The following is an 11,948-nucleotide window of genomic DNA, read 5'->3' on the forward strand; positions in this document are numbered from 1 at the left end:
GTACGGGGTGGCCACTGTTTCCCCCAAGAACGGCGGGAGCCCGGCCCGTATCTGGCCGGGAAAACAGCGACAACGGGAATTCGAGCTTACCTTTGCTTCATGATGCGCAGTTTTTCCCGCTGCCAGTCCTTGTCCTTTTCCGAGGCGCGCTTATCGTGCAGCTTCTTGCCTTTTGCGAGACCGATTTCCAGCTTAGCGCGGCCTTTTTTCCAGTACAGGGCCAACGGGATCAAAGTATAGCCCTTGCGCTCCACATGTCCGATGAGGCGGCTCAGCTCACGGGCGTGCAGCAGCAGCTTACGGGTGCGCAGCGGATCGGGGTGAATATGGGTGGAAGCCGATAACAGCGGCGAAATGTGTGCGCCCAGCAGGTAGGCCTCGCCATTCCTCAGCACCACATAGCTTTCCTTGAGCTGCGCCCGACCATCGCGCAGGCTCTTCACTTCCCAGCCCTGCAGCACCAAACCGGCCTCGAAGCGCTCCTCGATGAAATAATCGTGGGTGGCGGCGCGATTCTGCGCGATGTTGGAATCACCGTTCTGGTTTTTCTTCTTGGCTGCCATTGCGAGGAGGAATATGCCTGACTGTAGGGGGTAATTTTGTTATTTTACCGCATCGCGCAGCGTCACCGCTTGCGCGGGTACGATTTAACTCACCGGGGAAATTAATGACCGAGCAGCGTCTCCTGCATGCGCAATGGTCCTCGCGCATGGCGTTCATCCTGGCGGCCAGCGGCTCCGCCATCGGCCTGGGCAACATCTGGAAGTTCCCCTACCTCGCCGGCCAATACGGCGGTGGCGCCTTCGTGCTGGTCTATCTGCTGTGTGTGGTCGCCATCGGCCTGCCCATCATGATCGCGGAAACCCTGCTGGGCCGGCGCGGCCGGCAAAGCCCCATCAACACCATGCTGACCCTGGCCGAGGAGGCCAAGGCGAGCCCCAACTGGCATTATGCCGGCTGGCTGGGCGTTACCGCGGGATTTCTGATCCTGTCCTATTACAGCGTCATCGCCGGCTGGTCCATGGCCTATATCTTCAAGGTCAACAGCGCCCTGTTCGAACATATCCACGCGGCGGCGGCCACCCGATTCTTCGACGAGTTCAAATCCTCCTGGGAATTCCAGCTCATCTGGCACACCGTGTTCATGGTCGCCACCATGGTCATCGTCAGCCGCGGAGTCAGCGGCGGTCTGGAGCGGGCCACCCGCTACATGATGCCGGCCCTGTTGGCGATGCTGGTGCTGCTGGATTTCTATGGCATGAGTTCCGGCGGTTTCGGTCAGGGCTTTGCCTTCCTGTTCAACCCGGACTTCAGCAAGCTGACCGGCGAAGGGGTGCTGGCGGCCATGGGCCAGGCCTTCTTCTCCCTGGGGCTGGGGATGGGTTCCATCATGGTTTACGGCTCCTATTTGCCGGCCCACGTGTCCATCGCCCGCTCCAGCGCCTTTGTCGCTAGCGCCGACACCGCCGTCGCGCTCATGGCGGGCCTTGCCATCTTCCCCATCGTGTTCGCCAATGGTCTGGAACCCACCATGGGCCCCGGCCTGATCTTCCAGACTCTGCCCATCGCTTTCGGCCAGATGCCGGCGGGCTGGCTGTTCGGCATGGTGTTTTTCGTCCTGGTGTTCTTTGCCGCCGTCACCTCGGCGATTGCCCTGATCGAGCCGGCGGTGGCCTTCCTCGCCGAAAACCTCGCCTTGCACCGCAAGACCGCCTGCCTCTATGCCGGCCTGGCCTGCTGGGCCCTGGGCCTGGCCACCGCGTTCTCCTTCAACATCTGGTCGGAAGTGAAACTTTTCGACAAAACCCTGTTCGAATTGGTGGACTTCGTCACCGCCAACCTGATGCTGCCCCTGGGCGGCCTCCTGGTGGCCGTGTTCGCCGCCTGGGTGATGCCAAGGGCGACTGTCGAGTCCGAACTGGAGATGGGGCCCGGCCCGGCCTTCGGTCTGTGGCATGCGCTGACGCGGTATGTGGCGCCGGCCGGCATCGTCATCATCTTTCTGGACGCCCTCGGAGTCCTTTGAATGACCACGGTACAGCGCAGCGCCCTGGTGCGTTTTCCCGCGCACCTCATGTTCGACCTGGTGGATGATATTCCGTCCTACCCCAAGTTTCTGCCCTGGTGCACCGGAAGCCGCATCCTGCGCCATTCCGGCAACGTGGTGGACGCGGAACTGGACATCGCGCGCGCCGGCTTCCAAAAGTCCTTCGCCACCCGCAACACCATCACGGCGCCGCGGGAAATCCGCCTGAGCCTGCTGAACGGTCCCTTTAGTCACCTGGAAGGGGTCTGGACCTTCACCGAGTTGCGCGCCGACGCCAGCAAGATCGCCCTGGATCTGGAATTCGAGATGAACGGCAAACTGGCCAACCTGGCCTTTGGCGCCATCTTCAACCAGATCTGCAACACCATGGTCTCGGCCTTCAGCGAGCGGGCCAAGGCCATCTACCTCTATCACCACGAAGAAGATGAAGGTTGAAGTCGCCTACGCGCGCCCCGATGTGCAGGTCATCCTAGCCCTGGAGGTCGCCGAAGCGACCACGGCCGAAGGCGCCATCCGCCAGTCGGGCATTCTGGAGCGCTTTCCCGAGATCGACTTGGCCCAGAACCGCATCGGCATCTTCAGCAAGGCCTGCAAGCTGGATCAGATCCTGCGCTCCGGTGACCGGGTGGAAATCTACCGTCCCCTCATCGCTGACCCCAAGGAAGCGCGGCGAAACCGGGCAGCAAAGAGCGCAACCAGCGCCTGAGCCGAACTCGCATGAGAGGGTTTAAGAAGCCCCCTTGCCGACCAGAAATTCCAGAACCTCCGCCCACCAGACCCCTTCAACCCGAGCCGGCCAGTCGTTATGGTCCGCGCCCTGGACCACCACCAGGCGCTTCGGCCCCGGCAATGCCTGATACAGGCCCAGGCCGCTGGCCACGGGCACGACGCTGTCTCGCTCCGCCAATACCACGACAACCGGTTTCTGAAAGCTCGTGAGATAGCGGACGCTGTCATACGGGTCGCTCATGAGCCATGACACGGGTAGCCAAGCATAATGATGACCGGCCACCGATTCCAACCGGTCCCAGGGCGTGATCAGCAGCAGCCCAGCCACGCGATCGGGCGACTGTGCCGCGGCTCCGGCGGCCACAGCCGCGCCCAGGGATTCACCCAGCAGGATCAGCGGCGCGCCGAAAGCCTGATGAGCGAGGCGCAGGGTTTCGATGGCATCGGTCACCAAGGACTGCTCACCCAGTGCGCCGGGCCGCGGCCCGTAACCCGGATATTCCGCCAGGATCACGCGAAAGCCCAGGCCTGCCAGAACCTGAGCGTAGTAGCCGCGCTGCCCGGCATGGCCCGCATTGCCGTGGAAGACCACCACGGTGCCACGCGCTTCACCGGCGGGCTCCGCCCGCAGCCCGCGGAAGGCATTCCGATCAGGCCAGGCTTGGAGGCCGCCTTGCTCCACGGCCGCCAGCGGTGCCGGCTCGGGAAAATACAGCAGAAAATTCTGCAGCAAGGCCATGCCCGCCATCAGGGTGACCAGAGCAGCCGACACAGCGCCTAGACCTGATTACGCCAGGCGGTGTCGTCCTCGTCGAACAGGCGATTGGCCTCCACCGGCCCCCAACTCCCGGCGGGATAGGTGTGGATGAAATCCCGCTCCTGGGCCCAGTATTTGACGATGGGGTCCACCACTCGCCAGGCCCATTCCACTTCGTCAAAGCGGATGAACAGGGTGCGGTCGCCCTCGATTACGTCCAACAGCAAGGTCTCGTAGGCATCCAGTGGCTGCTCGTCATTCGCGCGGAAGCCCGCGTTGAGCTTGACCACCCGGGTGTTCATGTCCAGGCCGGGCTGCTTGGCATGGATCTCCATGTGCATGCTTTCCTCCGGCTGCAAGGAGAGTACGATCCAGTTGGGTTCAAGCACTTCCAGCGGCGTTTCCCGAAACAGCTGCTGGGGCGGATGCCGCAGGCGCAGGGCGATCATCGACACCGCCTGGTTGAGCCGCTTCCCGGTCCGCAGGTAAAACGGCACGCCGCGCCAACGCCAGTTGTCGATGTAGAACTTGGCGGCGATATAGCTCTCGGTGATGGAATTGGGCTCGATTCCCTCCGCATCCTGATAGCCCGGCACGTCCTGGCCGCCGGACTGGCCGGCGCGGTATTGCGCCCGGCAGGCATAGGCATGCACCGAACGCTTGCCGATGGCGCGGATGGAGCGCAGCACCTTCACCTTCTCGTCGCGCAGCACATCCGCTTCCAGGGCGGGCGGTGGTTCCATGGCCACCAGGGTCAGGAGTTGCATGAGGTGGTTCTGCAGCATGTCGCGCAGAGCCCCGGCCTTGTCGTAATAATCGGCGCGGCCTTCGATGCCCCGCTGCTCCGCCACCGTGATCTGCACATGGTTGATGAAATTGCGGTTCCACAGGGGCTCGATCAGGGTGTTGGCGAAGCGGAACACCATCAGGTTCTGCACCGTCTGCTTGCCCAGGTAATGGTCGATGCGGAACACCTGGGTTTCGTCGAAATAGCGGTGTAGCAACTGGTTGAGGGTCTGCGCGGACTCGATGTCGATGCCAAAAGGCTTTTCCACCACGATGCGGTGCTGACCGCGGCGCCCCGACAAGCCCACCGTGTCCAGGTTCTTGATCACCGCAGGAAAATCCCCCGGCTTGATGGCCAGGTAGAACACCACATTGGAACAGACGCCCAGCTTCGGCTTGGCCAGCAGTTCCTTCATGGCCACGTAGAACTGCGGGTCATTCAGTTCGCCGCGCAGGTAATCGAAACGCCCGGTGAACCGATCCAGAACCTCCCCTTGTGCCTCGAGTTTCTGCTCCAGGGAAGCCCGCACCTGCTGGCGCCAACTTTCATCGTCCAGTTCACGCCGGCCGCAGGCGACGAAATTCATGCCCTGCGGCAGTTTCCCGGCCAGATCCAGCCGGTAAAGGGCGGGCAGCAGCTTATGCGTGGCAAGATCACCGGTGGCGCCGAAGATGACGAAATTGCAGGGTGTGAGGGTAGTCTCCTGATGCAGCATGGCTGATCTCCTGGAATGGCGATGGCTTGCGGAGGAAATGTCCTGGATCTGCTCCCTTGGACCGCGGCAAGTCCTGCGACGTTGCATGGCGGGCCGGGCGGTTTGACAATACGCTCGCCTTCCATCTTGCCTGGAGTTGCCCCATGGTGAAAGCCATTCTGCTGGAATCCCCGGAAGGCGTGTTCCGGGCCCGACTGGCCGAACTCGACGAATCCGCTTTTGCCGGTCGCGAGGTGTTGGTGGATGTCAGCTATTCCACCCTCAACTACAAGGACGCGCTGGCGATTTCCCGTGGCGCGCCGGTGGTGAGGCGCTTTCCCATGGTGCCCGGCATCGATCTGGCAGGAACAGTCCGCGAAAGCGCCGATCCGGCCTGGAAGCCCGGCGATGCGGTCTTCGTCAACGGTTACGGGCTGGGCGAGAGCCACTGGGGCGGCCTTGCGCAGCGAGCGTGTGTGGAAGGCAGGCACCTGCAGCGGCTGCCGGGGGCGTTCACGCCGCGTCAAGCCATGGCCATAGGCACCGCGGGCTTCACGGCCATGCTCTGCATCATGGCGCTGGAGCGCCACGGCATCACGCCTGAGCGCGGCGAGGTGCTGGTGACGGGCGCCAGCGGCGGCGTCGGCAGCTACGCCGTGGCCCTGCTGGCAACGCGCGGCTACCGGGTGACCGCCAGCAGCGGGCGGCCGGCGGAATGGTCCCGCCTCAAGGCGCTGGGCGCCGCCGAAATCATGGACCGGCAGGAACTGAGCGCGGCCTCCAGACCGCTGCAGCGCGAGCGCTGGGCCGCGGCGATAGACACCGTGGGCAGCCACACCCTCGCGAACGTCTGCGCCGGGCTGCATCCGCGCGGCGTGGTGGCCGCCTGCGGGATGGCGCAGGGCCTGGATTTTCCGGGCTCCATGGCTCCGTTCATCCTGCGCGGCATCACCCTGGCGGGGATCGACAGTGCCCAAGCGCCCATGGCCGAGCGCGAATCCGCCTGGGGCCAACTCGCAAGCGTCCTGCCCGCAGCCTTGGCCGATGGTCTGACCTGGGAAATCGGCCTAAAGGACGTGATCCAATGCGCCCATGACCTGCTCGACGGCACCCTCAGCGGGCGGATCGTCGTGAATGTGAATGCCTGATCCAGCGGTTATTTACCCGGCCCTTAGTGGCCGGGTAAATGCGGGGCACGTATGCCCCGGCGCGGCCACAGGCCGCGTCAGCCAAGGTCGGGCGCGACCGACCTTGGCGTCGGCCCGAAATACCAGGAGGGTATTTTGGGGCCTGTTCAATAAGCCAGCCCCGCTTCCACCGCGCGGGCCGGCAGGACGATATCCACGCACAAGCCGCCGCCCGGCCGGTTGCGCGCCCTGATGCTGCCGCCGTGCGCCTCCACCGCCCTTCGCGCGATGGCGAGCCCAAGGCCGAAGCCGCCCTGCCCTTCGCCGCTGCCCCGAAAAAAGGGCTCGAAGATGGAGCCCAGCATCTCCGGCGCGACTCCAGGCCCCTGATCGAGTACCGCCAGGTGAAAACGGCCGGCCCGCCTGTCCATACGGGCTTGAACGATCACGCAGCCGCTCTGCGGGGAATGTCTGACCGCGTTGCGCACCACGTTTTCCATGGCGCGGTGCAGCAACTCAGCCCGCCCACGCACCAGCACCGGCTCGAGCGAGGTGCATTCCAGGCGCACGGCCTTGGCCTGCGATTCAAACCGCGCATCCTCGACGATGTCCGCAATCAACTCCGCCAGGTCGATGTCGTCCTCCAGCGGGCCGTTCACGCCGGCCTGCAGGCGCGAAAGAGTCAGCAACTCGCCCACCAACTGATCCAGCCGCAGGGATTCGCGCTCGATCCGGGCGAGGGTCGAATCCAGCTTTTCCGGGTTTTGCCGGGCCAGTCCTATGGCCGCCTGCAAACGGGCCAGGGGCGAGCGCAATTCATGGGAGACATCGTGCAGCAGGCGCCGCTGGGCATCCATCAGGCTGGCGATCTGCCCGGCCATGTGATCGAACTCGCGGCCCAGATCGGCCAGTTCGTCCCGCCGCCGGCCCATGGATGGCGCCACGCGGGTCTGCATCTGCCCCTGCGCCACCGCCGCGAATGCCCGGCGCAGGCTGCGTATGGGCTTGGCCAGATACCAGGCGAGCCAGGCGCTGAACAAGAGGCTGGCAAGAATCCCGGAGGCGATCGGCAGCACCGGGGCGGGCTGAGCGGGGGCCGGACGATGCCGGGGCGGCGTGCGGAAACCTCCGGGTGGTGGCGACGACTCCCCCGGCGGCGGCTCGCGCCCTTGCATGAACAAGAGATAGCTGTGGCCATCGTCGGCCTGGACGTGCCGCACCTGGTCCGGGAACTGGCCTTCCTGGGCCAGCGCGCGGGCTCTTTCGAGCAGTTCATCGGGCACCGGCCGGCCGAGCAGATCGCGGCCCGTCTCGTCCACCGCAAACACTTCCAGGGCCGTCGACCTTTCCCAGTCCGAAAACAGCTCACGCAAGGCCGCGGTGCCGCCCCGGCGCAGCACCGCTTCCGTAACGCCGACCCAGCGGGCCGCTCGCCAGCGCAGGTCCACGCTGGCCGCGCTCTCCTGCTCCAGGGCCAGGTGACGCAGCCAGACCACCGTCCCAACGCCCGCCCCTGCCAGCAAAAGAGCCAGCCAGAAGGCGAGAAAAACCTTCCAGAACAAGCGCCCCATGGCCTCAGTCCTTGACGAACAGATAGCCGCGGCCGCGCACGGTCTGTATGCATGCGTCGCCGCCGGGCAAGGCGGCGAGCTTGTGGCGAATGCTGCTGAGGTGCACGTCGATGCTGCGGTCAAAGCGGGCCAGAGGTCTTCCCAGGGCAGCCTCCGACAGCTCGTTCTTGCTCACCACGCGCCCGGCATTGCGCACCAGAGCCTCCAGCAGGCTGTACTCGGTGCTGGTCAGATCCAGGGCCAGACCGCCCCAGCTTGCCTGCCGCTTCTGCGGCTGCATCTGCAGCGGCCCTTCGCTTAAGGTTTCGGGCGTGGCCAAGGTTGCCCCCTGGGTGCGGCGCAGGATGGCCCGGATGCGTGCCGTCAGTTCCCGCGGCGTGCAGGGCTTGGGCACGTAGTCATCGGCCCCCAGTTCCAGCCCGATGATGCGGTCCAGATCGTCGCCCTTGGCGGTGAGCATGAGCACCGGGACCCGGCTCTGCAGGCGGATGCGGCCCAGCACCTCGATGCCGTTCATACCCGGCATCATCACGTCCAGGACCACCAGGTCGTACTGGCCGGTGAGCGCCTCGGCGACGCCACGCGCGCCTTCCAGGGCGATGCCCGTAGCGAAGCCTTCGCTGTGCAGGTACTCCGCCAGCATCTCGGCCAATTCGGCATCGTCATCCACCAGCAATACTTTCATAACTATCCGTTCGCGCTCGTCATGTGCCGATCATAGCCAAGCGAATGTGACTGAAAAGCCGCCCCATGGATGATTTACCAAGATTTACACAAACAGAGCCCCGGTTTACGGTGCATTTGGCCACACTCTATCCAACGCCGAAGAGGCGTACGGGCGCTGCCCGCTGAATTTCACCTTCGACAGGAGACGCACCATGAAACGCAACACACTGACCCTGGGCGCAACCGCCCTAGCTCTAGCCTTGGCATTTCCCCTGACCAGCCTTGCCGGCGCGCCCGCCGATTGCCCCAAAGGCGGACCGGGCGGACCTTACCACGGCGGACCGGGACCATTCTCTGCAGACCGCCTGCCGCCCTACCTGGACGGCATCAATCTGACCGAGGCCCAACGCACGGCCATCAAGGACATTCTCAAGACCAAGGGCGAAGCCCTGCGCAGTAAATGGCAGGACCGCCGCGACAATTTCGAGGAACTGCGCAAGCTAGCCTTCTCCGAGGAGTACACGGCGGACAAGGCCAAGGCGCTGGTTGAAGCCGGCATGGCGGACAAGACCGAAGTCGCCCTGCTGCATGCGGAATTGGATAACGCCATCTTCAAAGTGCTGACGGCCGAACAGCAACAACAGGTCAAGAACAAGCCCATGGGCTTTCATGGCCGGCGTTGGAAAAAGGACTGATCGAGCCCACCACTGCCCTCCCGGTCCTTCAGGCCTAATCCAGGCTGGCCCGTATAAGCCTTGAGTCCCTCCTCGTCAGCCTGCTGTTCCCCGGAGGACAGCAGGCTCGATGTCGCAAGTCCAGGCCCGCTCACACTGCGCGCGGCGGGTCACTTGCGGTGCCAAGCAACAGATCACTCAGCGTCAGACCGGCCAGGGCCTGATCCCGGGTCGCTTGCAAGCGTTCGAACAGGCGATCGACTTCCACCATTGACAGATGCCCGGGGCTTTCTCCGCCGCCCCCGAGGGCATTCAGAATGTCCTTCAGCAGCAACCGGTCCAGCGCCTTCGCCGGGAGGTAGGCAGGCGCCTCGCCCTGCACCTGGGCGATCATTTCACTGCGAAGTAGAACGCTCAGCACCTCAGCGATTCGCTCACGCGGCAGATTCAGATCCGCGGACAAGGATTCGAGGCGAAGTGGCGGTTCACCTTGTAGGAAGGCCCTGCCGATCCGCACCAACAAGAGAAGCCCAAGCCGCTCCCGCGAATACCGAATGGTCCCGCCATCCTCCGCCTTGAATTCCCTGAATGAAGGAAACTGGGCAAGAAATGCGATCGCTGCGCCGAGCAAGAGGATCATCCAACTGGCGTACAGCCAGATCATGGACAGAATGACCGTCGCAAATCCCGAGTAGATCGCGCTGTAGCTGGCGGATCCGACCACCACGGTCGCAAAGGCCCAACCTACGGCCTTCCAGGCCAAACCAGCGCAAACGGCTCCGATCAAGGCCGCGCGCAACCGCACCTGAGTATTGGGCAGGAACAGGTAGACGAAAGTGAACGCGCCGATGATGAGCGCATAGGGAACCAGTTGAACCAGCAAAAAATACAGAAATCCGAAGGGCTCCTGCTCGACCAGCCACTGCACCAGCCGGCCACTGGTCATGGACGCGGTGATGCCCAGCGCCGAGAAGACCAATACGGGCCCTATGAGCACCACGCTGAGGTAATCGGTGAAGCGGCGCCGCCAAGGACGCTGCTCGCGCACGTGCCAGATCAGGTTGAGGCTGTCCTCGATCTTGCCCAGCAGCGAGACCACCGAGTAGAACAGCAGCGCCAGGCCCAGGGCACCCAATACGCCCACCTGGATGTTTTCCACAAAACCGAGAATGCGCTGCACGACTTCTTCCCGTTGCTGTCCCAATGGCGCCAGAGTCTGTAACAGAAACGGCTCCAGTTGGTTGTGCACGCCAAACCCCTTGAGCACGGAAAAGCTGACGGCCAGCAGCGGCGCCAGAGACAGCAGGGTGGTGTAAACCAGGCCCATGGCGCGGTAATCCAGCGCGTCCTCGCGGATCGCGCGCTGCAAGGCAAAGCCCCAGCGGAGAGCGCCCGCGAGGCGGCCCAGCCAGGGACTGCGGCTGGACAACTGCGGTGACCAAATCCCCCGCTCGAGAAATTCCTTGACCACACCCACTCGCGACATGACTCAACCTATCTCCCTGCATCTCCCAAAAACGGTGGCGTCGCCGGTCGCCCTGTCTGCAGAACTTGCGGCGGACCTGCGCCACCCGGCACAAGCCGAATTCAGGTTCAGGCATTTGCCGCGGCGGCTAGGCTATATCCAGCATTCCATCCCGTCGCGGCCTGAACGAACACCCCGTGTCACGCTCTGCAGACGCTTTGGCCATTGAGTCGCCACAATTGCCGGCGCGTGGCACCAAACCTGCTCCTGAGGGACTTGCATGACCTCTTTTTGCTGGCGGCGGCAGCAAGACGCGACATCCTCGACTTGTCTGGCCGCCAGCCTTTTCCCCCGCAGCTCAAGCGATGCACTGCAGGGCCTTGGACGCCCCCATCACGCCCGAGACGGAATCCTCAGCACCTGGCCGGGATAAATTTTGTCCGGATGCTTTAGCATCGGCTTGTTGGCTTCGAATATGGCATTGTAGGCATTGGCATCGCCATAGAACTTCTTGGCGATGGCCGACAGGGTGTCGCCGCGCTCCACGGTGTGGAACTGGGCTTCGGCATCCACCTCGCCCTCGACGGTCAACGCGTCTTCCACCTGGGCAATGCCCTGCACATTGCCACAGGCCAGCATGACCTTCTCCCGCGCCTCCTGGCTCGGTACCTTCCCGGACACCCGGGCCGTATGGCTGGCCGTGTCGACCTCGATGGACAGGTCCGTCACCGGCAGTTGCAGCGAGCCGATGTAGGCGGTGATGGCGCTGCTGGCGGAGCGGTTGGACGAGGCAGTATCGGCGGCCTCGGCCTGAGCGCCGAACAGTTTTTCTCCGGCTTCACGGATAAAGCTCAATAGACCCATGGCATTCCCCCTTCGTTGATGAACTGGATTCGGCAATCCCGACGGAGGGCTCCGGCAGGCGCAGCCAAGGCCAGGGTACCCGAATGAGGGGCAAAAGTCTGTTAAATTGGAGCACCGGCCGCGCGTGGCCGGCATCCCTCGTGAATGAAGGAGTCCTGCTATGAGTTTTCTGAGCGATCTGGCGCAAGGCGCCTTGGAAGCCGTTTTGAAACAGGCCGGCCAGTCACCGGAGCTGCAGTCGGGCCTTGCCGAGCTGCTAAATCGTGCCGGCGGACTGGATGGACTATCCCAGAAATTCCAGCAAGGAGGGCTGGGTAGCGTCATTTCCTCGTGGATAGGAACCGGCGCCAATGAGTCCATAGGCGCGGACCAGCTCAAGTCGGTGCTCGGCCCTGAATTGGTCACTGGCCTGGCATCCAAGCTAGGCATCGACGCGGACACGGCCAGCAATCAACTAGCCAGCCTGTTGCCGGTGCTGATCGACAAGCTGACGCCCGATGGGCAGGTTCCACAAAGTTCGGACCTGAGCCAGGCCCTGTCCGGGATCTTCAAGGTGTAGCGACGACG

The 11,948-nt window shown here is 63.8% G+C and carries 13 protein-coding genes; 6 read left to right on the plus strand and 7 right to left on the minus strand.

Annotated elements, in window-relative coordinates:
- Window positions 1-86 precede the first annotated feature (86 nt).
- Window positions 87-563 (minus strand): SsrA-binding protein SmpB, encoded by a 477-nt coding sequence (gene smpB, locus EK23_RS07620; protein WP_045224756.1) that lies wholly within the window; start codon window positions 561-563, stop codon window positions 87-89.
- A gap of 104 nt (window positions 564-667) precedes the next feature.
- Here smpB and EK23_RS07625 point away from each other — a divergent pair, with 104 nt between their 5' ends.
- The 3 genes from EK23_RS07625 to EK23_RS07635 are packed head-to-tail and all read left to right on the plus strand — an operon-like array spanning window position 668 to window position 2,753.
- On the plus strand, window positions 668-2,026 hold the full coding sequence (locus EK23_RS07625) for a sodium-dependent transporter (RefSeq protein ID WP_045224757.1): 1,359 nt from the start codon (window positions 668-670) through the stop codon (window positions 2,024-2,026).
- Entirely contained in the window at window positions 2,027-2,482 is a 456-nt protein-coding gene (locus EK23_RS07630; protein ID WP_045224758.1) for a type II toxin-antitoxin system RatA family toxin, read from the plus strand.
- Window positions 2,472-2,753: an RnfH family protein gene (locus EK23_RS07635; RefSeq protein WP_045224759.1), complete on the plus strand. Its 282-nt coding sequence runs from the start codon at window positions 2,472-2,474 to the stop codon at window positions 2,751-2,753. Before EK23_RS07630 ends, EK23_RS07635 begins: the two co-directional genes overlap by 11 nt.
- A 21-nt stretch (window positions 2,754-2,774) precedes the next feature.
- Here the strand turns inward: EK23_RS07635 and EK23_RS07640 are convergent, their stop codons facing one another.
- Complete coding sequence (locus EK23_RS07640; RefSeq protein ID WP_200892118.1) at window positions 2,775-3,548, minus strand: alpha/beta hydrolase; 774 nt, start codon at window positions 3,546-3,548, stop codon at window positions 2,775-2,777.
- Window positions 3,549-3,553: 5 nt separating this feature from the next.
- Complete coding sequence (gene zwf / locus EK23_RS07645) at window positions 3,554-5,035, minus strand: glucose-6-phosphate dehydrogenase (protein WP_045224760.1); 1,482 nt, start codon at window positions 5,033-5,035, stop codon at window positions 3,554-3,556.
- 143 nt (window positions 5,036-5,178) lie between these two features.
- On the opposite strand from zwf, the gene acuI reads away from it, so the two are divergent.
- Window positions 5,179-6,162: an acrylyl-CoA reductase (NADPH) gene (gene acuI / locus EK23_RS07650; protein WP_045224761.1), complete on the plus strand. Its 984-nt coding sequence runs from the start codon at window positions 5,179-5,181 to the stop codon at window positions 6,160-6,162.
- A 146-nt stretch (window positions 6,163-6,308) separates the two neighbouring features.
- On the opposite strand, the gene EK23_RS07655 is transcribed toward acuI, so the two are convergent.
- Window positions 6,309-7,712, minus strand: coding sequence for an ATP-binding protein (locus tag EK23_RS07655; RefSeq protein ID WP_045224762.1), 1,404 nt, complete (start codon window positions 7,710-7,712; stop codon window positions 6,309-6,311).
- Between the two features lie 4 nt (window positions 7,713-7,716).
- The gene (locus EK23_RS07660; RefSeq protein ID WP_045224763.1) at window positions 7,717-8,397 is read right to left on the minus strand and encodes a response regulator transcription factor; all 681 of its coding nucleotides are present in this window, start codon (window positions 8,395-8,397) and stop codon (window positions 7,717-7,719) included.
- A gap of 193 nt (window positions 8,398-8,590) precedes the next feature.
- On the opposite strand from EK23_RS07660, the gene EK23_RS07665 reads away from it, so the two are divergent.
- Window positions 8,591-9,073, plus strand: coding sequence for a Spy/CpxP family protein refolding chaperone (locus EK23_RS07665; protein ID WP_045224764.1), 483 nt, complete (start codon window positions 8,591-8,593; stop codon window positions 9,071-9,073).
- Window positions 9,074-9,203: 130 nt separating this feature from the next.
- Here the strand turns inward: EK23_RS07665 and EK23_RS07670 are convergent, their stop codons facing one another.
- Both EK23_RS07670 and lysM read right to left on the minus strand, forming a co-directional pair.
- Window positions 9,204-10,538, minus strand: a complete 1,335-nt coding sequence (locus EK23_RS07670; protein WP_052808026.1) for a YihY/virulence factor BrkB family protein — start codon at window positions 10,536-10,538, stop codon at window positions 9,204-9,206.
- 372 nt (window positions 10,539-10,910) lie between these two features.
- Window positions 10,911-11,381 carry a peptidoglycan-binding protein LysM gene (gene lysM, locus EK23_RS07675; protein WP_045224765.1) on the minus strand — a complete coding sequence of 157 codons (471 nt, stop codon included), beginning with the start codon at window positions 11,379-11,381 and terminating at the stop codon, window positions 10,911-10,913.
- Window positions 11,382-11,541: 160 nt separating this feature from the next.
- Here lysM and EK23_RS07680 point away from each other — a divergent pair, with 160 nt between their 5' ends.
- Window positions 11,542-11,940: a YidB family protein gene (locus EK23_RS07680; protein WP_082054028.1), complete on the plus strand. Its 399-nt coding sequence runs from the start codon at window positions 11,542-11,544 to the stop codon at window positions 11,938-11,940.
- Window positions 11,941-11,948: the final 8 nt, after the last annotated feature.

It is taken from the genome of Methyloterricola oryzae, from assembly GCF_000934725.1.
GTDB lineage: Bacteria > Pseudomonadota > Gammaproteobacteria > Methylococcales > Methylococcaceae > Methyloterricola > Methyloterricola oryzae.

Excerpts from the sequence above, each read along its gene's own strand:
- zwf (WP_045224760.1), bottom strand. The coding sequence starts at position 5,035 with ATGCTGCATCAGGAGACTACCCTCACACCCTGCAATTTCGTCATCTTC.
- EK23_RS07665 (WP_045224764.1), top strand. The coding sequence starts at position 8,591 with ATGAAACGCAACACACTGACCCTGGGCGCAACCGCCCTAGCTCTAGCC.
- EK23_RS07635 (WP_045224759.1), top strand. The coding sequence starts at position 2,472 with ATGAAGGTTGAAGTCGCCTACGCGCGCCCCGATGTGCAGGTCATCCTA.
- EK23_RS07655 (WP_045224762.1), bottom strand. The coding sequence starts at position 7,712 with ATGGGGCGCTTGTTCTGGAAGGTTTTTCTCGCCTTCTGGCTGGCTCTT.
- EK23_RS07670 (WP_052808026.1), bottom strand. The coding sequence starts at position 10,538 with ATGTCGCGAGTGGGTGTGGTCAAGGAATTTCTCGAGCGGGGGATTTGG.
- EK23_RS07625 (WP_045224757.1), top strand. The coding sequence starts at position 668 with ATGACCGAGCAGCGTCTCCTGCATGCGCAATGGTCCTCGCGCATGGCG.
- EK23_RS07630 (WP_045224758.1), top strand. The coding sequence starts at position 2,027 with ATGACCACGGTACAGCGCAGCGCCCTGGTGCGTTTTCCCGCGCACCTC.
- EK23_RS07660 (WP_045224763.1), bottom strand. The coding sequence starts at position 8,397 with ATGAAAGTATTGCTGGTGGATGACGATGCCGAATTGGCCGAGATGCTG.
- smpB (WP_045224756.1), bottom strand. The coding sequence starts at position 563 with ATGGCAGCCAAGAAGAAAAACCAGAACGGTGATTCCAACATCGCGCAG.
- acuI (WP_045224761.1), top strand. The coding sequence starts at position 5,179 with ATGGTGAAAGCCATTCTGCTGGAATCCCCGGAAGGCGTGTTCCGGGCC.
- lysM (WP_045224765.1), bottom strand. The coding sequence starts at position 11,381 with ATGGGTCTATTGAGCTTTATCCGTGAAGCCGGAGAAAAACTGTTCGGC.
- EK23_RS07680 (WP_082054028.1), top strand. The coding sequence starts at position 11,542 with ATGAGTTTTCTGAGCGATCTGGCGCAAGGCGCCTTGGAAGCCGTTTTG.